Consider the following 22,700-nt stretch of genomic DNA (forward strand, 5'->3'; position numbering starts at 1 on the left):
CCGTACGGAACCAAATCGATTTGGACAAGAGCGTGAGAAGTAAATTTACAAATCGATTTGGTGCAGGTCGGACAGTTGGTAGCCTGATCCGGTGACGGAGAAACGATCGCGGCCCACCATCGCCGACGTGGCACGGCACGCCGGGGTGTCGACCACCACGGTGTCGCACACGTTCAGCGGCAAAGGGGTCGTCGCCGCCGCGACGCGGGAGCGGGTCCGCGCGACCGCGAAGTCCCTGGGCTACCGGCCGGATGTGGTGGCGAGGGGGCTGCGCAGCAACCGTCTCGGCATCCTCGCCCTCGTGCTCCGGCCCCTCGAAACGCTGGATTCTTCGCTCCCCGAGGGCGTCGACTACTTCCTGCGGTTCGCGGGTTCGGCGGCGCTGGCCGCGATGGACTTCGGATACGGACTCATGCTGGTGTCGGACCCGACCCGCGAAGAGTCACCGGCCGCCGCCCTCGCCTGCGACGGGTTCCTGATCACGGAACCCGTCACCAACGATCCCCTCATCGAGATGCTCCTCGGGGAAGGCGTGCCGTTCCTGTCCGTCGGCAAAGATCCGGCACGGGCCGCGTACGAGAACTGGATCGACACCGACACCGAATTCATGACCGACCTGGTGTTGCAGCACCTCGACGAAGCGGGTGCCACGCGAGTGGCCCTCGTTGCCGGGACCGACCCCAACTCGTGGAACCTCGGCGCCGAGGCCGCCTACCGCGCCTGGGCGGAGGCGCGCGGTCAGGACCCGCTGGTCGCCCACCGGCCCGAGACCACCGGGGAGTCCGGCGGCCGCGACGCCGCCGACGAACTGTTCGACCGCGACGACCCGCCCGACGCGGTGTACTGCCTCACCGGCAGGCACGCGGCCGGAGTGCTCGCACGTGTCCGGGAACGCGGACTCGACGTTCCCGGCGACGTCCAGATCGTCGGTGGCTCCGACTCGGAGCACACCCGATCTGCGACGCCCCCGATCACCTCGGTGGACCTGCAGCCCGAACTCCTTGCCCGCGTTGCCGTCACACAGCTCGTCAACCGCCTCGACAACCTCGACCGGTCCGTGCCGCCGGGGAAACTCCACGGACGCCTCATCGTGCGGAACTCTACCCGGACGCCGTGATTCGACCGATGGCAGCGATATCCTTGTGGGCACGCCATCGAGAGGCGAGTCCACGGTTGTATCTGCGTTCTGGTCGTGCCGTCGGAACCAGCGCGCGGCGGCACGAGCCGACGGGGTGAGTGGTCCGTCCGATGGGTGAAGGTGATCCGCTCGACACGCAGCGGTACGTCGTCCCCGTCGTGGCGTCGGAGCTGAGTGCGGCCGGTTTCGACGACGCCGAGGAGATCGGACGCGGCGGCTTCGGAGTGGTCTACCGCTGCACCCAGGCGGATCTGGATCGCACGGTGGCGGTGAAGGTGCTCACCGTCGATCTCGACGAGGAGAACAAGGCCCGGTTCTTCCGGGAGCAGCGGGCGATGGGCCGGCTCACCGGTCATCCGAACATCGTCGGCGTCCTGCAGGTCGGGGCCACCGACAGCGGAGTTCCGTACATCGTGATGCCCTATCATCCGCACGGGTCGCTGGAGGCCCGGGTCCGCAAGGACGGTCCCCTCGAACTGGACGAGGTGCTGCGGCTGGGGGTGAAGGTCGCCGGCGCGGTGGAGACGGCGCACCGGCTCGGCATCCTGCACCGGGATATCAAACCCGCGAACATCCTGCTCACCGAATACGGCGAACCGGAGTTGACGGACTTCGGCATCGCCCACATCAGCGGCGGTTTCGAGACCGCGACCGGCGCTGTCACCGGGTCGCCGGCCTACACCGCGCCGGAGGTCCTCCAGGGTGACCCGCCGAGCCCGGCCGCCGACGTCTACGGTCTCGGGGCCACCCTGTTCAGTGCCCTCACCGGTCATGCCGCGTTCGAACGCCGCAGCGGGGAGCGGGTGGTCGCGCAGTTCCTGCGGATCACAACGCAACCCGTGCCCGACCTGCGGGAGCACGGGATCCCCGACGACGTGTCCGACGTGATCGCCCGGGCGATGTCCCGGACCCCCGGTGAACGTCCGGCGACGGCCGCCGACTTCGGGGAGGAACTGCGGCGGATCCAACTCGATCGCGGTCTTTCCGTCGACGACATGGCCCTCCGCACGGAACCCGACGCGCAGGTCCACGACCGAGGGCACGGACCGCGCGGCACGACACCAGCGAGCGGCGTGACGGGACACCTCCTCTTGGAGCTGACGAGTTTCGTCGGCCGCCGGCACGAGCTCACCGAGGCGAAGAACCTGCTCGCCGGGTCGCGGTTGGTGACGCTGACCGGGATCGGAGGGGTCGGCAAGACGCGGCTGGCGATGCGCGTCGCCGCGGGGGTGCAACGGGACTGCGGCGACGGTGCGCGGCTGGTCGAGTTGGGCGAGGTGCGTGACGGGTCTTCGCTGGTGGATGCGGTGGCCGCGGCGGTGGGGGTGCGGGACCATTCGGCGCGGCCGCTGCGCGAGGTGTTGATCGAGTTCCTCGCCTCCAGGGAACTGCTGCTGGTCCTCGACAATTGCGAGCACCTGGTGGACGCGGTGGCGGAGCTGACCGAGACGCTGTTGCGGGTGTGCCCGGCGCTGCGGATTCTGGCGACCAGCCGCGAATCCCTCGGCATCGGCGGGGAGGCGGTGCTGCAGGTGCCGCCGCTGGCCGTGCCGGATCCCGATCGCAGGCCGTCGTTGCGGGGATTACCGAAATACGATGCGGTGCACCTGTTCGCCGAACGCGCCGCCGCCGCGGTTCCCGGATTCGCACTGACCGAGGACAACGCGGCGGCGGTGGCGGGGATCTGCCACCGCCTCGACGGGTTGCCGTTGCCGATCGAACTGGCCGCCGCCCGTTTGCGGGCGATGTCGCCCGAGCAGATCCTGGGGCGCCTGACAGACCGCTACACCCTGCTGACCCGCGGCAGCCGCGGTGCGCCGACGCGGCAGCAGACCCTGCGTTTGTCGATCGATTGGAGTTTCGAATTATGCACCACCGGTGAGCAACTGATGTGGGGTCGGTTGGCGGTCTTCGCCGGCAGCGTCGAACTCGATGCCGCCGAGCAGGTCTGCGGCGACGGACTGGGCCCGGACGAATTGCTCGACACGCTGACCTCCCTGGTGGAGAAATCGATCCTGATCCGGGAGGGGCACGGGTCGGTGGTGCGGTTCCGGATGCTCGAGACCCTCCGCGCGTACGGCTACGAGAAACTCGAGCAGACCGGCGAGACCGTGACTTTGCGTCGCCGGCACCGGGATTGGTACGAGGCGCTGGCGCTCACCGCGGAGGCCGAGTGGATCAGCGCCCGGCAACTGGACTGGATCGCCCGCCTGAAGCGGGAGCAACCGAACCTCCGTGAGGCACTGGAGTTCTGCATCGACGACGATCCCGCCGCCGGCCTGCGCACCGCCGCCGCACTCCGCTGGTTCTGGACCTCCCAGGGTCTGTACAGCGAGGGGCGGCGCTGGTTCTCCGACCTACTGGCCCGCTGCCCCGGAGAGCCGACGGTCGACCGGATCAGGGCGCTCTACTGCGCCAGCGTGATGGCCAACGTGCAGGGCGATCTCGAGTCCGGTGCCGCGCTCGTGGCGGAGGCGCGGAACCTCACCGCGCACACGAGCGACCCCATGATGCGTGCGTTCGTCTCCTTCGCCGACGGAACGCTGGCCCTCTACAGCGGGGACCTCCCAGACGCCTGCACGCACCTCGAAACTGCACTCACGGAGTTCAGCGCACGCGGGGATCGCACACTCGAGACGAACGTGCTCTATCTTCTCGGGTTGGCCTACGGACTGTCCGGCCAGACCGAGCGGGCCGTCGAACGCCACGAGCGGGTCCTCGCGATCACGGAAAAGTACGGCGAGAAGATGTACCGATCGCATTCGCTGTGGGCCTTGGGAATTGCGGTGTGGCGACAGGGCGCCGCCGATCGCGCAGTTCGGTACCTCGAGGAATCGCTGGAGCTGTCGCGGCAGGTGCACAGCCCCCGCTTCGCCGCAGCCGCCGTCGAAGCGCTGGCCTGGATCGCGTGCGAGAGGCGAGATCCGACTCGGGCCGCGGTGCTGATGGGAGCCGCGCAATGGCTGGCGGGGTCGGTGGGCAGTGCCGCGGTCATCCATTCCAATCTGATTGTCTACCAGACCGAATTCGCCGAGAAGGCCCGGCAGGGACTCGGGGACACAGCATTCGCGGCGGCCCACCGCAAAGGTGAACAGCTCGGCTTCGACGCGGCCATCGCCTACGCCCTCCACGAAGCGCAGCCCGGTACCTCCACACCGGACACCGACGCGCCGACGCGACTGACCAAGAGGGAACGTCAGGTCGCCGACCTGATCGCCGAAGGCCTGACCAACCAGGCCATCGCCGACCGCCTCGTGATCTCACCGCGTACCGCCCAGGGTCACGTGGAGCACATCCTGGCCAAGCTGGGTTTCACCTCCCGCACCCAGGTCGCGGCCTGGGTCGTGGAGCAGGCGCACGACTAGGTCGGTGGCCGAGTCCGGTCTCTCGGACGCAGTGCACCGATAGCCGCGGCGATCAGGCAGGCGACGGCCCCGAGAAGCAATCCTGCGCGGCCGCCCCACTGCTCACACACCCATCCGGTGATGGGCCCGCCGACCGCAGTGGATCCGATGAATGCCATGCCGAACAGGGCCATGACCCGCCCGCGTTTGTCCGGTGCGGCGGCGAGTTGCAGTGTGCTGTTCGTCGTCGAGTTGAACGCGACACTGCAGGCTCCGACACAGGCCATGACGACCAGCATGACCCACAGATTGGGGACGACGGCGGCGACGAGGAGAACGGCTCCGAACGCCGTCGCGGTGACGACGAGCGGCCCGGTTCCGGTACGGCCCCAGGTTGCGACAGCGAGCCCGCTCACCACCGATCCCGCTCCCATCGCGGCGGTGATGAAGCCGTACGCTCCCGGCCCGGCGTCGAGGGTCTGGTCGGCGATCACCGGTAGCACTACGGGGAATTCGAGGGCGAAACAACCGACCAGCGCCATCATGGTCAGCGGTACGATCAGTTCAGCGGACTGCCGGACGTACGCGAGACCTTCGCGGAGCTGACCGCGAGCCCGGACCGTCGGTGGTGACGGATTGAGCTGCGAGACATCGAGGGTGAGCAGGGAGATCACGACCGCGACGAAACTTGCGGCGTTGAGAAGGAAACACAGACCGACACCGCCGGCGGCGATGACGAGCCCGGCGACGGCAGGACCGACCATCCGTGCCGTGGAGGTGAGCACCGATTGCAGGCTGACGGCGTTGCGAAGTCGATCGGCCCCGACCATTTCGAGGAGAAACGATTGGCGTGTCGGAGTTTCGAAGCACTGGTTCAGGCCGAGCACGAGAGCGAGAACGTAGACCTGCCAGAGGTGGACTGTTCCGGTGACGGTGAGAATTCCGAGGACCAGTGCCTGCACCCCCATCAGGGTTTGCAAGGCGATCATCAGGCGCCGCTTGTCGACCCGATCTGCAACGACGCCGCCATACGGGGCGACGAGGAGCATCGGCACGGTCTGCAACGCCATCACCGCACCGATTGCGGTGGCGGAGCCGGAAAGTTCGAGGACGAGCCATGATTGGGCGATGGTCTGCATCCACTTGCCGGCCTGCGAGATCGTCTGGCCGGTGATGTAACGGCGGAAGTTGGTGGTGCGCAGCGACGCGAAGGTTTGTCCGCGGAGGCCGGAGAGGACGGTCATCGGCGTGGTTTGCTCCCTTCCATTGGCGATCCTGAACAGGCCGGTCGGCCGGGTGTTCGGCTCGAAAGAACCGAACACCCGGCAAGACCCGCGGGTTTCTCGCGAAAAGTACCTATCCGGCCAGGCCGGGATACAGCCGTCGCGCGGTGCCCGCGAAGATCTCGCGGCGTTCGGGCTCGGGTACGTCGGCCAGTACCTTGTGGGCGAGGGCGACGAGTTCAGGCAGTGACTGTTCGGCGGCGGGCAGGTTGGAACCCCACGCGATCCGGTGCGCTCCGAACGCTGCCAGCACCGGATCGAGGAAACCAGAGGCCTTTTCGCCGGCGTCGTGGAGAGGTTCGAGATTGCGGTGGGTCAGCTTGAGGTGCAGGCCAGGATGGACCGCCAGCTCCGCCACCGCTTCGCCGGCGTCGGTGGGTGAGGCCGCGATGTCGGGGTATCCCATGTGGTCGAGCAGCACGCGGACCGACGGGAACCGGCGAAGCAGCTGGTGCACTTGATCGGTCGCCGGTCCGAGCCGCATCTGCAGGCACACCGTGACTCCGATTTCGGTGGCCTTGTCCCAGAAGGGGTACGTCTCCGGCGCGGCGAACCACTCGCCCTGGGTGGGCACCGTGCTGCCGCTGGTGAACAGCCGGACCCCGGCGAGGCCGTTGTCGCCGACCGCCGCCTCCAGGTTGCCGGCGGCGTCCGGCCGCAACGGATCCACGGTGCCCACCACGATGAACCGGTCCGGCCGCTGGGCGCGGCTGTCGAGTACGTAGGAGTTGTCGTAGCCGTAGGCGGTTGTCGCCTGTACCAGTACGGCCTGGCCGATCCCGGCTTCGTCCATGCGCTCGACCATGCCGTCGGCGGTGACCGGGCGGGTGGTCGCCCAACCGGACTGGGTCCCGCCGATCGGGGCCCGGGGGTAGCGGGTCACGTCGTCGGAGATGATGTGGCAGTGGGTGTCGACGATGTCCAAGGTCTACACCTTTCTCGTTCGGTGGGCTGGCTCAGGCGTCCGGGTACTCGCCCTTGGCAAACACCTGGTGGGGATCGGTGGAGAAGTCCGGGTCGAGGAGACCCTGGTCCCGGGAGTACTTCACGAGCGCACGCACACTCGCGTCGTTGGCATCGAGACCGTAGGGGATCGGATCGCTCTGGATCTGCTTGGCCTGCTTGCCCAGTCGCGCCAGCGCCGACCACTGTGGATCGGCCTCGATCTGACGGCGCTTGCTCTCGGCGAATGCGGCGTACAGGGCGGTGGGCAGCGCCGGATCGCGGTCGACGAGTTCGCTGCGGATCGCGATCACCGAGTGCAGCGGATAGATCCCGGTGCGCAGGTACCAGTCGGTGGCGAGCACCTCGTGGTCGGGGAACAGCGGGTACGGCCCGTCCTCGACCGCGGGTTGCTCGGCCGCCGCCGACCACCCGGCCCGCGGCGCCCCCGCACGTCCGGTGCCGGCGTTGCCGCTGAATGCGGCGTCGATCTCGCCGGCCCGCAGCAACTCACCGAGCGACCGGCCGTCGGTGACGCGCTCGACGTTCGAGGGAGCCCGGCCTTCGATGTGGTCGTCGTCGTCCACGACCCACTTCACGGTGTCGATGTCGAGGCCGTACTCGTCGCGCAGGATGCCGCGCATCCACACTCCGGTGGTCACCGTGTACGCGCGGACACCGATCCGCTTACCTTCGAGATCGGCGGGGAAGCGGATTCCCGACGCCGAAGCGCACTGCACGTCGGCGTGGTGGAAGCGGCGGTTGAGGAAGACGGGGATGCCGGTGAGCGGAACCCCGGCCTGCAACGCCATCAGGTAGGAGGTCGGCGCGAGTTCGCACACGTCGAACTCGAGGTCGCGGATCATCCGGCGGTATGCGCCGATGATCGGGCTGACCTCGACCGGTTTCACCTCGTAGCCGTTCACCGTGACGTCGCCGCCCAGCAGGGCCTGCACGTGCCGGTAGTCGCCGAGTGCGACCGAGAGCGTGTTCATGTTCAGCCTTTCGTATTCCAGAGGGAGCGAGTGGTTCAGCCGCCGAGCCGGGACGCGGTCACCCCGAGCGCGGCGCAGGTGCGATCGACCAGTTCGTCGAACTCGACGCGGCGCGGCAGCACCCCCTGCTCGTAGGCGTAGCGGGCGGCGTCGGTGACAGGCCCGCGCAGACCGGCGAACCCGACGGGGCTCAGGTTCACCGGCCCCGCTGCGGGACCGGCAGTCGCGGCGGCCTCGGCCAGCGCGTCGTACACCGCGAGTACCGCCTTCGGGTCCTCGTCGGCGGCCGCCGCGCTGAACCCCACCACGTGGTTGATCGGAGCGAAACCCTTGCGTGCGGCCCATTCGGCGGCAACCGCGAGGGCGTTGGGAATGGCGGTGCGGATCCGGTCGTCGGAGGGCAGTTCGTTGCCCATGATCCCGTAGTCGAGCCGGCCTTCGAGGAAGTCGGCCTGCAGTTTTGCGCCCTCGGGGGCGCGCGTGACCCACGCCGGGTCGGTGGCCCCGTCGACGTGCCCGCCCTCGTACGTGTGCCAGTCCACTTCGGACAGATCGAGGCCGTACTGCTCGCTGAGGAACCCGCGCAGCCACACCCCGGTGGTCTGGCTCCACGAGCGCACGCCGACGCTCCGGCCCCGTACACCCTCGACGTCCAGTTCGCCCAGTGTCACCAGGGTCTGATGCTGGTACCGGCCGAGCATGGTGATCGGCAGCAGCGCCACCGGCTTGTCGTATGCGGCCGCCTGCAGCAATGTCACCACGGCCAGCTCGCACACGTCCGCCGCCGCGTCGTTCACGAAGCCGCGCGATGCCTTGTGCACGGGCCGGATGTCGAGACGTTCGGGCGTTGCACCGGCGGCCACGGCCCCCTCGACGGCCACGGCAGCGAGATCGTCTCTGCCCAGTACGATTTTCATTGACGAGTCCTCGTTTCGTTGGTCGTGATCAGTCCCCGCGCGGTCATACGTCCTCGCCGTACTGCATGCGCCGGTAGGGCACGCTGAGCACGTCGCGGGTGATGCGCACGTCGATCACGGTGGGCCGGGGGTCGCGGACGTACTCGGCCAGCGCGGCGCGCAGTTCGTCGGTCGTGCGGACGGTGGCGCCGCCGCCGCCGAGTGCCTTCCCGACCGTGCCGAGTTCGGGGGTGGGGATGACGGCGAGCTCCGGGTCGAGGCCCTTGGCCTTCGCCTTGTGGTATTCCGCGCCGAGGCCTTCGTCGTTCATGACGACGACGAGCACCGGAAGGCCGTAGCGGCACGCGGTCTCGAACTCCGACAGGTGCATCAGGAAACTCGCGTCGCCTTCGACCACGAACGTCGGCTTGCCGCCGTTGGCGACGACGCTGCCGATGGTCAGCAGCGGAGCCTGGCCGATGGCACCGAACATGCCGTAGTTCGAGGTGATCTCGCGGGACCGCTGGAAGAGCATGGTGCCGAAGTCCGTCTGGTGTCCGCTGCCGAGCACCAGCCCGATCTCGCCGGGAAGTTCGGCGTCGAGCACCGAGATCGCCTCGCGCGGGTCGAGCAGGCCGGGCTGACTGCGGAACTCGGCGGGGTCGATCAGCGGGGCGGTGAGCCGGCCGTGCACCTCGGGGGTGTGGAAGCCTTCCATCTCGATACCGCGAACCCCCAGCGCGCCCGTCAGGGCATCGAGGGCGGTGACCGCGTCGGCCTGCATGTAGCAGTCGGCGACCTGACCGTTGCCCATCACCAGGTGCGGCGCCGTGTCGATCTGGATGAACCGGGCTTCGGGGAACAGGTATCCGCTCTCGATGGTGTAGTGGTTGAGGCTCGCGCCCACCGACACCACGCAGTCGGCCTCCTGCAGCAGCTCCATCGCGAGCCTGCTCCCGAACAGGCCCGCGATCCCCACGTGGTACTCGGTTTCGGCGCTGAGCCAGTTCTTGGCCTGCAGCGTGGTGGCGAGTAGGGCGCCGGTTCGACGCTGGAGCGCGAGGATCTGCTCGCCTGCTTCCGCGTTGCGGGCACCCCGCCCGGCGACGATCACGACTCGTTTGCTCGCCCCGATGATTTCGCACGCCTGCTGGATCCGGTCCGGGTGCGGTAGGAGCTTGGGGGTCCGGAGTAGCTCGGTGGACGGGACGTACGGCATGTCGTCCTCGAACTCCTGCAGCTGCACGTCGAACGGGGCGCTGATCATCACCGGCCGGGATTGGGTGCGGGCCAGGTAGAAGGCGCGCTGCACCACTTCTGCGGCCGACTCAGCCTTGGTCACCTGAAGGAACTCGCACTCGATCGCGGCGGCGAACCGGCGCTGGTCGAGGTACTGCACGGCGCCCGTGTCACCCAAGGGCGTCTCCCCGCAGAACGCGACCAGCGGGATCCGCGCACGGCTCGCCACGATCATCGACGTGGCCAGCTGCGCGGTGCCGGGCCCGCTCGTCGTCGTCACGACACCCGGCAGGCCGGATGCGCGGGCGTACCCGTGCGCCATGCTCAGACCCGCACCCTCGTGACGCACCTCGTACAGGCGCGTCCCACGGGTGGCCAGGGCATTCATCCAGTGCATGTTGGCGTCGCCCATCATGCCGAACACATCCGTGGTGCCCTCGGCGGCGAACGCTGCTGCGAGTGCTTCGTAGACCTTCACCGCGCAACCTCCTCTTGCTTGTCGTGGTTGGTGACTCGGCTTGCCAGGCGGGGGAACACCTTCAGCGCGTTGCCGCCGTAGATCGCCTGCCGGTCGTCGTCGCTGATGGAGTCGATGGAGTCGAGCAGCGCCTTGGTGTCGTCGAAGCGGTGCCCGGTCTCCGGGTCGACGCTGCGGACGGCGCCGATCATCTCGGAGGCGAAGAGCACGTTCTCGGCGGGGATGATGTCGGTGAGAAGTTCGAGGCCCCGCTTGTGGTAGACGCAGGTGTCGAAGAAGACGTTGCGCAGCAACGATTCCTCCAGAGGCGGCCTGCCCTGGTCCTGCATCATCCCGCGGTAGCGGCCCCAGTGGTAGGGCACCGCGCCGCCGCCGTGCGGCAGGATCAGCCGCAGCGTCGGGAAGTCGGTGAACAGGTCCGACTGGCACAGCTGCATGAAGGCAGCGGTGTCGCCGTTGAGGTAGTGCGCGCAGGTGCCCTGGATGGCGGGGTTACGCGACATCGCGACGTGGACCATCGCGGGCACGTCCAGTTCCACCATCTTCTCGTAGAGCGGGTAATAGATCCGGTCGGTCAGCGGCGGCGCCTGCCAGTACCCGTCGGAGGGATCCGGGTTGAGGAGGCAGCCGACGAACCCGAGTTCTTCGACGCAGCGCTCGAGTTCTGCCGCCGACCGGCGGATGGAGGAGGCCAGCGCGTCACCAGGCGACTGCGGAAGCTGGCACACCGCCGCGAAACGATCCGGGAACAGGCCGCACACCCGGGCGATGAGGTCGTTGCTGACCTGCGACCAGACCAGGCTGGTCTGCTCGTCGCCGTAGTGGTGGGCCATCTTTCCCGCGCCGGGGGAGAAGACCGTGAGGTCGGTGCCGCGTTCGAGTTGGAGCTTCAGCTGCCCCTGTTCGATCGCGGCCGTGATCTCGTCGTCGCCGATGTGCAACTCGTCGGGTGAGACCCGCGCGCCCGAATCCTCGAACGCCTTGATCTGGCGCTCGCGCCACTGTCCGAGCGCGGGTGGCGCGGTGGTGAAGTGGCCGTGACAGTCGATGATCATGAAGGTTGTTCTCCAGGTCAGTGTTCGGGGTCAGGAGCGACTGGTGAGTTTGCGGCCCAGTTCCAGGCCGGGATAGCTGCGCACCGGCGCGGACATGAGGAAGCGGTAGCCCTCGTCGAGCACCCGCTCGACGTTGCTCGTCGTCACGTGCGGGTGGCCGACCACGACTTCGTGTTCGTGACAGATCTTCACGATCCGGCTCCTGGCCTCGACCATCAGCGGGTGGTCGAGTTGACGGGGCACGCCCAGTTCCTGGCTGAGATCGCCTTCACCGATGAGGATGAGACCGATTCCGGGCACCTGTTCGAGGATGGCCGGGAGGTTCTCGATGCCGAGTTGATCCTCGATCTGGATCACGACGAGGATCTCGCCGTCCGGGGCGAGCGGCCACACGTCGGCCTTCGCGTAGTACTCGTCGTTGGACAGGCCCCAGTACCGTGCGGCGGCCGCAGGCGCGTCGCCGCGCAGGCCCGGCGGGTCGTACCGCTCCTCGCCAGGCAGGCGGGGGTACCGGCAGGCCGCGACCGCATTGCGCGCTTCCTCGACCCGGCTGATGTGCGGCCACACGATTCCGTACGCCCCGAGGTCGAGAGCCTGCTTCGCGTGCCACTGGCCCTGTTCGGCACCGTTGACGGGAACCCGGATCAGCGGAGTGGGCGACGGGGCGAGCGTGCCCGATTCGAATATCCGTCGCCGGTTGAGCAGATACTGCAGGCTGTCCCGCAACGTCGTTGCGTCCCAGGGTTTGTGCTCGGCCTCGAACACCAGACCGTCGTAGTCGCTGGTCGCGAAGTCGAGCGCCGCCGCCGGCTCGGGAGCCGCGAACGCCGCGAAGGCGTGCTGCCCCGATTCCAGCGCACCGATCACACTATTGAGTCTTGCCACTTGCCACTCCGCTCTGCTCGCTCTGTCGCTTGTGAATGGTCCTGCGCCACCAGGCGCGCACGCGGGCCCACACGGTCGGCCGGCTCGGCGCCGACACGACCGCGGTCTCCCCGGCGCACCGGCGCACCAGTTCGTCCGTGAAGTCGTTGGTCATCCGGGACACCACGGCGCCGGCGCCCGCCTCGATCACCGACGCGAGCTTGCCCGCGAGGGCCACCTCGCCGGTCACCTGCACCCGTGCGCCGCCCGCATGGTCCTCGGTGATCCGGAAGTTCGCGTGCGCGGTGAACCGCGTCGCGCCCTGCCCGTCCCGCCCGCGCGCCGAAAGTCGTCCCTCCCAGGCGGGCTCGTCCAGCTCCAGCGACATCCGGGCGCCGAACCGCACCCGGATCGCGCTGAATTTCACGACCAGCGTGCCGTCGAACGAGCCGTCGTCGTGGAACTGGCCGAGTTCGGCACCGTTGATGCACGACACCACCTCGGTGGGGTCGGAAATGACCGCCCACACCCGCCCCGGTGGCGCGGGTACGGCGATTGCTTCGTCGATCTTTATCACAACTGTGTCCTCGCTTGACGATCGTGATCAGCCACCACAGACCACTGTGGCGCTTCGGGGAAACTCGCGAGACTCGATCAGCGAGCTGGTGTCGGAGGGCGTGCCCTCGCCGGCAGCGAGCAGGCCGGTCGCCAGATAACACTGGCGTCATCCGAGTCTCCCCGGTCGGCTCTCAGATTGTTTAACAACTTTCTGTCGTCAGAGTAGCAGCGGATTGCGGCGAACAGCAAGAACTTGTTTTCCAGACGCGGGTTTGTCCACGATGCGCAACTTGACCGCACTCATCTTGTAGAACAATCTGAGGCGGTGGGCCGATTGCCCCAGCATGATTGCGCCGGCGGACGCGAACCCCGTGTCTTCGCCGCCTGCTTCGACCCGGCTTCCGCAAAATTGTTAGACGATCCGAGCCTCAAAGGCTTGTAATGGGCGTCACTCCCGCGTAAATTGAGCGAAACCGTAAGACAAAACCGATATTCACCCATCGGTCGAATGACGGCATCGGCGCACTGACACCAGTGCACTCCCCGGGTTCGGAGGCACACCACATGCACTCCCCGGGTTCGGACGCAACAGAGGAGTTGTATTCATGTCCACAACCTTGTCCATCGCGGCGAAGTCCTACCCGCACACGGCGTTCCTCGCGGAACCCGGCTTCAGCGTCGAGGGACATCCCGTCGAGCTCGCGGCAGCGGATCCGATCTACAAGGCGTTCGCTCCTATGGTGCGTGAGCTCCGGTACGACTTCAGCGAATTGGCCATCGCCACCTATCTGCAGGCCCGCGAGGCAGGAGCCCCGATCGCGCTTCTGCCGGTGGTACTCAGCGGCGACTTCCACCACCACTCCCTGACCCGCTGGCCCGGTTCGGCCGAGATCAGCCCGGCGGACCTGGCAGGCCGGCGGGTCGCGGTCCGGGCCTACAGCCAGACGACCGGTCTGTGGGTGCGCGGAATCCTGCACGAAGAGTTCGGCGTCGACGCCAAGGAAGTCACCTGGGTGACCACCGAGGAGCCGCACGTCGCCAGCTATGTCGAGCCGCCGAACGTCGAGCGCACGACCGGCAAGGTGCTCGACGTGCTCGAGCGCGGCGATGTCGTGGCCGCCGTCCTCGGTCCGCCGGCGCTCGACGGGGCGCAGGGGCCGCTGGTGCCGATCATCCCGAACTGGCGGGAGGCCGAGGAGGCATGGGGAGCCCGGCACAAGACGGTGCCGATCAACCACGTGCTCACCGTCCGGCGTGACCTCCTCGAGGCCGAGCCTCGCACAGTATCGGCGCTCTACCAGGCTTTCGGAGACCGGATCGAGGCGCGCAAGGCCGCTGAAACCGAGCCCGGTCCCCGCGTGCGCGCCCTCCGTTTCGGAGTGACCGACGAGCTCGTCGCCGGTCTGCAGATCGCGATCGACTACGCGTTGCAGCAGAACGTCATCCGCACACCCGTGACGGTGGCCGAACTCCTCGACGACTCCACCCGGCATCTCGGCGAGCTCGCCTGAGCGCGCCCGCCCGCCACTTTCCGCCCGCCACCCCACCCACCAGTCGTGAGGTACTGATGTTCACAGTCGACACACACACCCACATCATTTCGCCCGACACCGATGCCTACCCCGCAGATCCGCTCGGCGGACACCGGTCCACCTGGTCCCAGGAACGGCCCACCGACATCGACGGCCTGCTGCGGGCCGCCGACGCCGCCGACGTCGACCACCTGGTCGTCGTCCAGGCCTCCACGGTGTACGGATTCGACAACAGCTACGTAGCCGACCAGCTCACAAGGCACCCCGACCGCCTCAGCGGGGTGTGCTCGGTGGACTTCCTCTCCCCGAAGGTGGTCGACGACCTCCACCACTGGATCGACGAGCGGGGCTTCTCGGGGGTCCGCATCCGTGCCGCGGACGGAACGACCGCCGTCCCGACACCCGGCCGCGGACTCGACGACGAGCGCATGGCGCCGGTCTGGCAGTTCCTGTCCGACCGCCGCGTGCCGGTCTGCATCCAGATGCACGCCCAGCACGCTCCGATCCTCGCCGGGCTCCTCCAGCAGTACCCGGGACTCACCGCGATCCTCGACCACGCGGGCCGACCGCAATTGGACTCCGCGCCGTACCCGAACTCGGACGGAGCTCCCCAGCTCAGCGAGACGGGCCGCGTGTTCATCAAGATCACGCCGCCGGCCGTACTCCGCGCGCAGCGCGAGAGCGGATCCGCGGCACCGCTGGTCCGCACGCTGATCGAAGAGTTCGGGGCGGCCCACGTCATGTGGGGTTCGAACTTCCCCGCCTCGGCCGGATCGTTGTCGGACTTGGCCGACCTCATCAGGGAGCAACTGCCGTCACTCGACGCCACCGACCTGGAGCTGATCGCGGGCGGCACCGCCGGCCGGCTGTACGGGCTCGCCCAGGGCAGCTCCGTTTCCACCGCCGCGAAGGAATGTTGATCGCTATGAAGCGCTTTCGGCGCAGGCTCTGCATGGCCTCGGTCATGGCAGTCGCCGTCGTCCTGACCGCCTGCGGCGGTCCGCCGCCTGTTCCGGACACGAAGAACCTCGACGAGCTGTACCAGGCGGCCAAGGCCGAAGGGGAGGTCGTCTGGTTCGCGCCGAAGCCGGAGGCTCAGATGAAGCCGGCGATCGACGCGTTCGAGAAGAAATTCCCAGGGATCGAGGTCAGGTACACGAACAAGAAGGCTCCGGATCTGGTCACCCAGCTCAATGTGGAGCAGGCCGCCGACCGGGTGACGTTCGATGTGTCCAACGCAGGTGGGCTCACGGTCTTGCCGTCGCAGTCCATGGCGGCGAAGGTCGACTGGGCATCCTACGAGGTGCCCAGCGACCAGATCTTCGCCGACGACTTCGTCTACGTGTGGGCGGTACCGAAGGTCTGGGCCTACAACACCGACGCCCTGGCCCCGAACGATGTGCCCGCGAGCTGGGACGACCTGCTCGATCCGCGATGGAACGGCGGAAAACTCAGTGTCGAGTCGCGCGGGTCCTTCATGACCGTGTGGGCCCAGGACCCCACCCTCGGCGCCGACGCCGGTCTCGACTACGCGTCCCGGCTGGCCGAGCTGAATCCCCACTACACCGAAAACACGACGCAGGCTCACACACTCGTCGTGTCCGGCCAGACGCCGGTCGGCACCGACCTCATCAACCTCGTGCTCGCGGACGAGTCGAAGGGCGCGCCGGTCGCCGTCGCACCGGTGGGCCCCACGAACGCCAACAAGTCGTATCTGTTCGTGGCCGACGGTGCACCGCACCCGGCGGCGGGTCGCCTGCTCACCGCCTTCCTCGCCTCCGAAGAGGGCCAGTCCGCATTGGTCGGCACGTACAACTCTGTCATTCCCACCAACACGGACTGCACCGACGCCGCCACGAACCGTGTCATCGGCGCCCTGTGTGACGCCGGCGTCGAATGGTTCAGCGAGACCGACATCGCGCAGTACGAGCAGTTCTCAGATTTCTTCCCCGAGGTCGAAGAGGCCTTGGGCACCAACGTCAACTGACGGCTCCCACCGCCGCACCGCTGCCCGTGACGGGCGGCAAACTCTATCCCCTCACCCTTGGAGACTTCAGCGATGCAGTCCGGCACCCAGCTCTCCACCGGCGTACGCCCTCGACCCGACGACGTACGCCCTCAGCCCGCCGACGTACACCACCCCAAGCGCCGGGACCGCGTCCTGGTCGGCGTCAACATCGCCATCGGCGCGATCGTCGCCTATCTCATGCTCTTCCCCCTGGGAATGCTGTTGTTCAGCAGCCTCAAGGACAGCGAGACGAAGCTGCCCTTCCAGGTCCCCGGGTTCACGCTCGACAACTTCACCGCGATCTTCTCCTCGAAACGCCTGGTCGACGTCGCGCTCAACTCGTTCGTCTTCGTGGTCGGCACCGTGTCGCTGGCATTGGTTGTCAGCGTCAGCCTGGCCTACCTGTTCGAGCGGACCGACATTCCGGGACGCCGTTTCCTCGCGCCGAGCACGCTGGCCCCCATGGCCGTGCCTGCCACGGTCATGGCGGTGGCGTGGGTCCTGGCGGCCAACCCCACCAACGGCCCCATCGCCATCGTCATCGAGCGGGTCTTCGGGCTCTCGATCGACATCTACTCGCTGCCGGGCATGATCCTGGTGGCCGGCATCTTCGGTGTCCCGGGCATGTACATCATGCTCGCGCCGACGTTCGCCCGGCTCAACCTCGAATTCGAGGAGGCCGCGGCCACGTCGGGTGCAGGCTGGTGGACGCGAACCCGCAAAGTGGTTCTGCCGCTGACGATGCCGGGGATCTCCGCGGCCAGCATGCTGCTCGTCGTCATTGCGCTCGAGGAGTTCGCGATCCCTGCCATCCTCGGAATGCCGGACCAGATCTTCGTGTTCAGCAGCCTCATCCAGGCGTCCCTGCAGCCGCCGTCGGGTCTTGCCAACTACGGCCAGGCCAGTGCCTACGGCATCATGCTCGTCCTGCTGTCCCTCGTGATGATCGCCGTCTACCGGCGTCAGACCCGCGAGTCCCACCGATTCCAGGTGGTGGGCGGCAAGGGGTACCGGTCCACACCGGTGCGGCTGGGGCGGTGGCGCATCCCGGTCGCCGGCATCGTCTCGTTCTACGTTCTCGTCGCGATCATCGTGCCCATCCTGACCCTGGTCTGGACGAGCCTGACCCCGTACCTGCAGCCGATCAACTTCGACAACCTGGGTGCGCTCAGCCTCGCCAACTACGGCGCGATCTTCACCAACCCGAACCTGACGCACGCCGTCGTCAACACCCTGGTGATCAGCCTGATCACGGCGACGCTGACCGCCGGGTTCGCCCTGTGGCTGGCACTGGCCTCGACCCGCGCCGGGCGCCTCGGCAGGGGCCTGTTCGATCTGTCCTTCCTGGTCTTCGCCATCCCCAGCGTCGTGCTCGGCATGGCTGTGCTGTTCCTGTACCTGTACCTGCCCATCCCGATCTACGGCACGATCTGGATCATCATCATCGCGTTCACCACCCGCTACATCCCACGCGGATCACGCATGATTCAGACGGCACTGTTGCAACTCGACAAGGGACTCGAAGAGGTGGGCCGCGTCAGCGGGGCGTCCAACGCCGTCGTGCTGCGCCGGGTGGTCTTCCCGCTCGTCGCTCCCGCGGTGTCGAGCACGTGGCTGTGGGTGTTCGCCAACTCCCTGGGCGAACTCCCGATCGCGCTGCTGCTGTCCAGTTCCGACAACCGCACCGTCGTGGTGCTGCTGTGGGACATGATCGGTGAAAGCGCGAACTATCCCGAGGCCAGCGCCCTCGCGGTCCTCCTGCTCGCCCTGTCCGCCGTCTCCGTCTGGTGGGTCAACCGCCGTGGCTTCCAACAACACATCTGAGGTGCCGTGAACATGAAAACCCTCGTTGGTTCCGACCATTCCGTGCAGATCTCCGGCCTGCAGAAACACTTCACCCGCCCGCACAGCGGCGAGGTGACCCGCGTCATCGACGATGTCAGCTTCTCCGTGCCGCAGAACAGCTTCTTCACCCTGCTCGGGCCCAGTGGGTGCGGCAAGACGACCACCCTCCGCTGTCTCGCCGGACTGGAGACCGCCGACAGCGGCGAGATCTGGATGAACGGCCAGGCCGTCTTCTCGGCCGCGGCGGGGCGCGACGTGTCTCCCGACGTCCGGCCGATCGCGATGGTGCCGCAGTCCTACGGGATCTGGCCGCACATGAAGGTGTTCGACAACGCCGCGTTTCCCCTGCAGTACGGCCGGAAGACGTACCCTCGCGCCGAGCGGGAGCGTCGCGTCCGAACGATGCTCGAACAGGTGGGCCTGTCGGAGTACGCGGACCGATGGTCCACCCAGCTCAGCGGCGGCCAGCAGCAGCGGCTGGCGCTGGCCCGCGCCCTGCTGTGCGAGCCGGAGGTCCTGCTGCTGGACGAACCGCTGTCCAACCTGGACGCCAAGCTGCGCTCACAGCTGCGCGCCGAGTTGCGCTCGTTCCAGCAGAAGTTCGGCGTCACCACCATCTACGTAACGCACGACCAGGGTGAGGCCCTGGCCATGTCCGACACGATCGTCGTCATGAATCGTGGTCGGATCGAACAGATCGGATCACCGAGCGAGATCTACGATTCGCCCGCGACACGGTTCGTGGCCGACTTCGTCGGCAGCGCCAACCTCATCCCCGGAGTGCTCGACCGGCCGGCGGGCTCCGGCGACCGCGTCGTCGACGCCAAGACGACCGTCGGGGTGGTGCGGTGCGAGCGTTTCACCACCCCATCCACCCCGCCCACCCCCGGCCAGGAAATGTTCGTGTGCATCCGGCCCGAAAACATCCGCATCATCCCCGAGGAGCGGGAAACTCACGGTCCCAACCGATTCCCGGGGCGCATCGTGACCACCGAGTATCTCGGCGACCGCCAGGAGATGGTCGTGACCGTCGGGGACGTGTCGCTCCGCGCGCACGCCGACGCGCACCTCCGTGCTCGCCCGGGCGACGACGTGACCGTCGTCCTGGACCCGGCATGGACGGTCGCGCTGTGGTCGTAACCGCCGCGTGGGAGCGGGCGGCCGGCGTGTCGTTCTGAGTCGGTGAGGACCTCCTCACGAATGGAGGAGGTCCTCACCGCCAGTGCTCAGCTGACGGGAGCGCCGAACCACCGCGACAGGTGCTTGTCGAGTCCCGCCTGGTCGTCGCCGGCCCAGGCGACGTGGCCGTCCGGACGGAGTAACACGGCCGGCACGCCCAACTCGGCGTCGGCATCCGCGACGGAGTCGACCCGATCCGCCCAGCCGTCGACCGAGAGCCGGCCGGTCCGGTCGAGCAGAAGTCCGCGGCCATGGTGCATCTGTTCGTACAGGCGCCCGCTCCCGAGACCGATGTCCCGGAGCCGTTTGCCGAGCAGTTCGTGCCCGTCGCCGAAGTCGTAGCGGATCCCGATGGCGGTGACCTTTTCCATCAGGTACCGGCTGACGACCTCGAAGTCCATCAGCTCCGTCACCAGCCGGCGCACAGCTTGGGGGCCCGGTTCGGTGGACATGAGCTCGCTCTGCGCGCGGGTGTTGTTCAGTACGTCGGCGCCCACCGGGTGCCGTTCGGACTGGTAGCTGTCCAGCAGATCGACCGGTGCCCAGCCGTTGATCTCGGCGGCCAGTTTCCAGCCCAGGTTGAAGGCGTCCTGGATCCCGAGGTTGAGGCCCTGTCCTCCCAGCGGTGGGTGCACGTGCGCGGCGTCGCCCGCCAGGAACACCCGTCCGGCCCGGTAGCGCTCGGCCTGACGGGTGGCGTCGCCGAAGCGGGAGAGCCAGCGTGGTGAGTGGACACCGAAGTCGGTGCCGGCGAACGCTCGCAGTTGGCTCTCGACCTCCTCGAGCGTCGGGGGGACGGTGCTGTCCTCGGTGACGCTCTCGGCGGGGACGACGACCCCGTACAGGCCGTTCCCGGCGGGACCGACACCGAACCCCTTGTGGGTCTTGCGGACCTCGGCCACGATGGCGGCCAGTTCCTCCGGCGGAGTGGTCACCTCCATCTCACCCCGCAGCCACTCGACCTTGGCGGGTTCGCCGGGGAATCCGACGCCGAGCAGCTTGCGGACCGTGCTGCGGCCGCCGTCGCAGCCGACGAGGTAACGCGTACGCACCTGCTTGCCGAGCGACCCCGCCTCGGCGAGTTCGACGGTCACCCCGTCGGCGTCCTGGCTCAGGCCGGCCAGTTCGCAGCCGCGCCGGATATCGGCACCGAGTTCGGCGGCGTGCTCGGCCAGCAGCCGGTCGGTGACCGGCTGGGGGATGCCGAGGATGTAGGCGTGCGCGGTGTCCAGATGTTCGGGCCACGGTTTGTCGATGCCGGCGAAGCGACCGCCACCCGGGTACTGCGTGCCCTGCTCGAGGAACCGTTCGAGCAGCCCGCGCTGATCCAGGATCTCGATGCTGCGCACGTGCAGGCCGAGCGAACGGACCTGTTCGTTCGGCTCGACCTCCTTCTCCAGCACCAGCACGTCCACACCGTGCAGTCGCAATTCGGCGGCCAGCATCATGCCGGTCGGTCCGCCGCCGGCGATGATCACATCAGTCATGAAACCCCGTTCATCCTTTCCGCAGCTGGTCGTCCGACGTCGGGAAGTTCAGCTGAAGTGCTCGCCGGGCCGAAGACAGGTGATGCCGCATCGCCGCGGCGGCGGACTCCGGGTTGTGCGTGACGATCGCCGCGAGGATGGCCTCGTGCTCCCTGACGGAGTCGGTGCGCGGGTTCGCGCGACGGTCCGCGTCGCGGTACTGCTGCATGACGAGCGGATAGAGCAGGCTGTCGACGAACCTGGTGAGTGTGGCCTGCCGTGCCGCCCGCTTGACCTGTTCGTGAAACTTGCGGTTGAGATTCCAGTATTCCTCGCGCCCGCCCGGTACCTGCAAGTCCCACATGCGCTTACAGGTCTCGGTCATCGCGGCGATGTCCGCCTCGGTGGCGCGTTCGGCGGCCTTCGCTGCCAGCGCCGACTCCAGGACCGCGCGGGTCTCGAGAATTTCGATCGCCTCGTCCACCGAGAACGAGCGGGTGCGAGCGCTCCGGTTCGCCTCGGTGGTGACATAGCCCTCTTGGGCGAGGCGTGCCAGCACCGAACGGATCGTCCCCCGTGAGACCTGGAGCTGGGTGGTGAGTCCCGACTCGGTGAGGCGGGAGTCCGGTTCGTAATGACCGGAGAGGATCAGGGCGCGCAGATCGTGATACGCCTGCAGCGTCCGGTTGGCGCCCGAATCGGGGCTGCCCTCGTTGTCCGGGTCTGCGCCCGCCGCTAGCACCATCGTGTGTCACCTGACTCGCCGGGACGAGTGGGCAGCGTCGTCATCGGAGCCTCACCCGTCATGTTGTACAACAACATCGAACGTACCGTGTCGAGCGCTCGATGCGAACGCAGTTCGGGGGCATGAAGATCTTCCCTTCCTGAGTCGATCAGGTCCGTGCTGACGTGCACTATTGTTGCACAATTTCGGTGCAACGCCGATCGCCGGCGCACCACAAGTGATGCGCCGGCGAGCAGGTCCGCGGCGGGCCGATCAGAACAACCAGGGGACCTCGTCGTGGCCGAAGTCGTGGAAGTCGCCGAACCGCCCCGAATAGAACACCAGGCCGGTTCCTTCGCGGCAGCGCATGTCGGTGACTTCACCGTAGAAGACGCGGTGGTCGCCGATGTCGTGGGCGCTGTGGATCCTGCATTCGAGTTGGGCCAGAGCGTCTTTGATCAGCGGCAGGCCCGAGCGGCTGCGATCGCAGGGCAGATCGTCGAATCGGGCGCCGCCGCGGGTGGCGAACCGCCGGGCGAGTGCTTCCTGGCGGGACCCGAGGATCGAGACGGCGAACGAGCCCGCGGCCTCCACGGCCTCGGTGGTGCGGGAGCCGTGGGTGAGCGAGACGAGCAGGATCGCCGGGTCCAGGCTGATCGAGGTCAGGGAGCTGATCGTCATGGCGCTGGGGTCGCCGTCCCCGTCGTCGGCGCTGACGACGGCGACCCCGGTGGTGAACCGGCCCATGCTGCGCCGCATGTCCGTGGGGGTGGGGGCGTGGAATGCCGGAAGGGTCATCGCGGGCCTACTTACTGTGGTACCGGACTTCGAAGGTGACGACACCTTCGTCCGTGCTCCAGGGACCGTGGGGCATGCCCGGCGGCCGGCACGCGTACATTCCGGCGGTGAACGTCTCGCCGAGGGTGAGGTCCGTGAACGATCCCTCGAGGATGTAGACCTCCTCCCAGAAATCGTGCTTCTGCACGCCCATGGGGGTGGAGTCGGCGCCGGGTTCGTAGCGCAGGATCCGGGTGGCGACGTTGCCTTCGGGGTCCTTGGCGAGGATACGTTCGGTGATCTTCGGATCGTCACCCGGACACACGGTCCACTCGACGTCGGTGACCGGGAAGAATTCGAATTCGGGCTTGGCCATG

At 67.8% G+C, this 22,700-nt stretch carries 19 protein-coding genes; 7 read left to right on the forward strand and 12 right to left on the reverse strand.

Going from position 1 to position 22,700, the window contains the following annotated elements; all coding sequences use genetic code 11:
* Positions 1-91 precede the first annotated feature (91 nt).
* Together CJ179_RS44080 and CJ179_RS44085 are read left to right on the forward strand one after the other, a co-directional pair.
* Complete coding sequence (locus CJ179_RS44080) at positions 92-1,117, forward strand: LacI family DNA-binding transcriptional regulator (protein ID WP_095865609.1); 1,026 nt, start codon at positions 92-94, stop codon at positions 1,115-1,117.
* 131 nt (positions 1,118-1,248) lie between these two features.
* A complete protein-coding gene (locus tag CJ179_RS44085) occupies positions 1,249-4,503 on the forward strand; it encodes a protein kinase (RefSeq protein ID WP_095865610.1) in 3,255 nt (1,084 codons plus the stop codon).
* Here the strand turns inward: CJ179_RS44085 and CJ179_RS44090 are convergent.
* From CJ179_RS44090 to CJ179_RS44125, 8 genes are all read right to left on the reverse strand, one after another.
* Positions 4,500-5,726 carry an MFS transporter gene (locus CJ179_RS44090; protein WP_095865611.1) on the reverse strand — a complete coding sequence of 409 codons (1,227 nt, stop codon included), beginning with the start codon at positions 5,724-5,726 and terminating at the stop codon, positions 4,500-4,502. The genes CJ179_RS44085 and CJ179_RS44090 overlap by 4 nt on opposite strands.
* A 112-nt stretch (positions 5,727-5,838) precedes the next feature.
* Positions 5,839-6,690 carry an amidohydrolase gene (locus CJ179_RS44095; RefSeq protein ID WP_095865612.1) on the reverse strand — a complete coding sequence of 284 codons (852 nt, stop codon included), beginning with the start codon at positions 6,688-6,690 and terminating at the stop codon, positions 5,839-5,841.
* 31 nt (positions 6,691-6,721) lie between these two features.
* The gene (locus CJ179_RS44100) at positions 6,722-7,702 is read right to left on the reverse strand and encodes a 4,5-dihydroxyphthalate decarboxylase (RefSeq protein ID WP_095865613.1); all 981 of its coding nucleotides are present in this window, start codon (positions 7,700-7,702) and stop codon (positions 6,722-6,724) included.
* Between the two features lie 35 nt (positions 7,703-7,737).
* The gene (locus CJ179_RS44105) at positions 7,738-8,619 is read right to left on the reverse strand and encodes a hypothetical protein (RefSeq protein ID WP_095865614.1); all 882 of its coding nucleotides are present in this window, start codon (positions 8,617-8,619) and stop codon (positions 7,738-7,740) included.
* A 43-nt stretch (positions 8,620-8,662) separates the two neighbouring features.
* Positions 8,663-10,315, reverse strand: a complete 1,653-nt coding sequence (locus CJ179_RS44110; protein ID WP_095865615.1) for a thiamine pyrophosphate-binding protein — start codon at positions 10,313-10,315, stop codon at positions 8,663-8,665.
* On the reverse strand, positions 10,312-11,370 hold the full coding sequence (locus CJ179_RS44115; RefSeq protein ID WP_095865616.1) for an amidohydrolase family protein: 1,059 nt from the start codon (positions 11,368-11,370) through the stop codon (positions 10,312-10,314). The genes CJ179_RS44110 and CJ179_RS44115 overlap by 4 nt, the downstream gene beginning before the upstream one ends.
* 30 nt (positions 11,371-11,400) lie before the next feature.
* Positions 11,401-12,255: an HpcH/HpaI aldolase/citrate lyase family protein gene (locus CJ179_RS44120; RefSeq protein WP_095865617.1), complete on the reverse strand. Its 855-nt coding sequence runs from the start codon at positions 12,253-12,255 to the stop codon at positions 11,401-11,403.
* A complete protein-coding gene (locus CJ179_RS44125; protein WP_095865618.1) occupies positions 12,239-12,811 on the reverse strand; it encodes an SRPBCC family protein in 573 nt (190 codons plus the stop codon). Before CJ179_RS44125 ends, CJ179_RS44120 begins: the two co-directional genes overlap by 17 nt.
* 586 nt (positions 12,812-13,397) lie before the next feature.
* Between CJ179_RS44125 and CJ179_RS44130 the strand changes: the two genes are divergently transcribed.
* The 5 genes from CJ179_RS44130 to CJ179_RS44150 all read left to right on the forward strand — a co-directional run bounded on the left by CJ179_RS44130 (position 13,398) and on the right by CJ179_RS44150 (position 19,317).
* A complete protein-coding gene (locus tag CJ179_RS44130; protein WP_095865619.1) occupies positions 13,398-14,303 on the forward strand; it encodes a hypothetical protein in 906 nt (301 codons plus the stop codon).
* Between the two features lie 56 nt (positions 14,304-14,359).
* Complete coding sequence (locus CJ179_RS44135) at positions 14,360-15,244, forward strand: amidohydrolase (protein ID WP_072943566.1); 885 nt, start codon at positions 14,360-14,362, stop codon at positions 15,242-15,244.
* 5 nt (positions 15,245-15,249) lie between these two features.
* Positions 15,250-16,311, forward strand: coding sequence for an ABC transporter substrate-binding protein (locus CJ179_RS44140; RefSeq protein WP_257016115.1), 1,062 nt, complete (start codon positions 15,250-15,252; stop codon positions 16,309-16,311).
* Positions 16,312-16,383: 72 nt separating this feature from the next.
* Positions 16,384-18,156, forward strand: a complete 1,773-nt coding sequence (locus CJ179_RS44145) for an iron ABC transporter permease (RefSeq protein ID WP_072943562.1) — start codon at positions 16,384-16,386, stop codon at positions 18,154-18,156.
* A 12-nt stretch (positions 18,157-18,168) separates the two neighbouring features.
* Positions 18,169-19,317 carry an ABC transporter ATP-binding protein gene (locus tag CJ179_RS44150; RefSeq protein WP_072943560.1) on the forward strand — a complete coding sequence of 383 codons (1,149 nt, stop codon included), beginning with the start codon at positions 18,169-18,171 and terminating at the stop codon, positions 19,315-19,317.
* 86 nt (positions 19,318-19,403) lie between these two features.
* Here CJ179_RS44150 and rox read toward each other — a convergent pair whose 3' ends face one another.
* From rox to CJ179_RS44170, 4 genes are all read right to left on the reverse strand, one after another.
* Positions 19,404-20,843 carry a rifampin monooxygenase gene (gene rox, locus CJ179_RS44155; protein WP_095865621.1) on the reverse strand — a complete coding sequence of 480 codons (1,440 nt, stop codon included), beginning with the start codon at positions 20,841-20,843 and terminating at the stop codon, positions 19,404-19,406.
* A gap of 10 nt (positions 20,844-20,853) precedes the next feature.
* Entirely contained in the window at positions 20,854-21,567 is a 714-nt protein-coding gene (locus CJ179_RS44160; RefSeq protein WP_257016116.1) for a GntR family transcriptional regulator, read from the reverse strand.
* Positions 21,568-21,819: 252 nt separating this feature from the next.
* Positions 21,820-22,344 carry a flavin reductase family protein gene (locus CJ179_RS44165; protein WP_072943556.1) on the reverse strand — a complete coding sequence of 175 codons (525 nt, stop codon included), beginning with the start codon at positions 22,342-22,344 and terminating at the stop codon, positions 21,820-21,822.
* A 7-nt stretch (positions 22,345-22,351) separates the two neighbouring features.
* Positions 22,352-22,699: a cupin domain-containing protein gene (locus CJ179_RS44170; protein WP_016884597.1), complete on the reverse strand. Its 348-nt coding sequence runs from the start codon at positions 22,697-22,699 to the stop codon at positions 22,352-22,354.
* Position 22,700 lies beyond the last annotated feature (1 nt).

It is taken from the genome of Rhodococcus sp. ACS1, assembly GCF_002300155.1.
Classification (GTDB): domain Bacteria; phylum Actinomycetota; class Actinomycetes; order Mycobacteriales; family Mycobacteriaceae; genus Rhodococcus_F; species Rhodococcus_F koreensis.

Coding starts and splice junctions, on each gene's coding strand:
- CJ179_RS44170 (WP_016884597.1), bottom strand. CDS start 22,699: ATGGCCAAGCCCGAATTCGAATTCTTCCCGGTCACCGACGTCGAGTGG.
- CJ179_RS44145 (WP_072943562.1), top strand. CDS start 16,384: ATGCAGTCCGGCACCCAGCTCTCCACCGGCGTACGCCCTCGACCCGAC.
- CJ179_RS44085 (WP_095865610.1), top strand. CDS start 1,249: ATGGGTGAAGGTGATCCGCTCGACACGCAGCGGTACGTCGTCCCCGTC.
- CJ179_RS44105 (WP_095865614.1), bottom strand. CDS start 8,619: ATGAAAATCGTACTGGGCAGAGACGATCTCGCTGCCGTGGCCGTCGAG.
- CJ179_RS44135 (WP_072943566.1), top strand. CDS start 14,360: ATGTTCACAGTCGACACACACACCCACATCATTTCGCCCGACACCGAT.
- CJ179_RS44090 (WP_095865611.1), bottom strand. CDS start 5,726: ATGACCGTCCTCTCCGGCCTCCGCGGACAAACCTTCGCGTCGCTGCGC.
- CJ179_RS44150 (WP_072943560.1), top strand. CDS start 18,169: ATGAAAACCCTCGTTGGTTCCGACCATTCCGTGCAGATCTCCGGCCTG.
- CJ179_RS44115 (WP_095865616.1), bottom strand. CDS start 11,370: ATGATCATCGACTGTCACGGCCACTTCACCACCGCGCCACCCGCGCTC.
- CJ179_RS44160 (WP_257016116.1), bottom strand. CDS start 21,567: ATGGTGCTAGCGGCGGGCGCAGACCCGGACAACGAGGGCAGCCCCGAT.
- CJ179_RS44140 (WP_257016115.1), top strand. CDS start 15,250: ATGAAGCGCTTTCGGCGCAGGCTCTGCATGGCCTCGGTCATGGCAGTC.
- CJ179_RS44100 (WP_095865613.1), bottom strand. CDS start 7,702: ATGAACACGCTCTCGGTCGCACTCGGCGACTACCGGCACGTGCAGGCC.
- CJ179_RS44130 (WP_095865619.1), top strand. CDS start 13,398: ATGTCCACAACCTTGTCCATCGCGGCGAAGTCCTACCCGCACACGGCG.
- CJ179_RS44165 (WP_072943556.1), bottom strand. CDS start 22,344: ATGACCCTTCCGGCATTCCACGCCCCCACCCCCACGGACATGCGGCGC.
- rox (WP_095865621.1), bottom strand. CDS start 20,843: ATGACTGATGTGATCATCGCCGGCGGCGGACCGACCGGCATGATGCTG.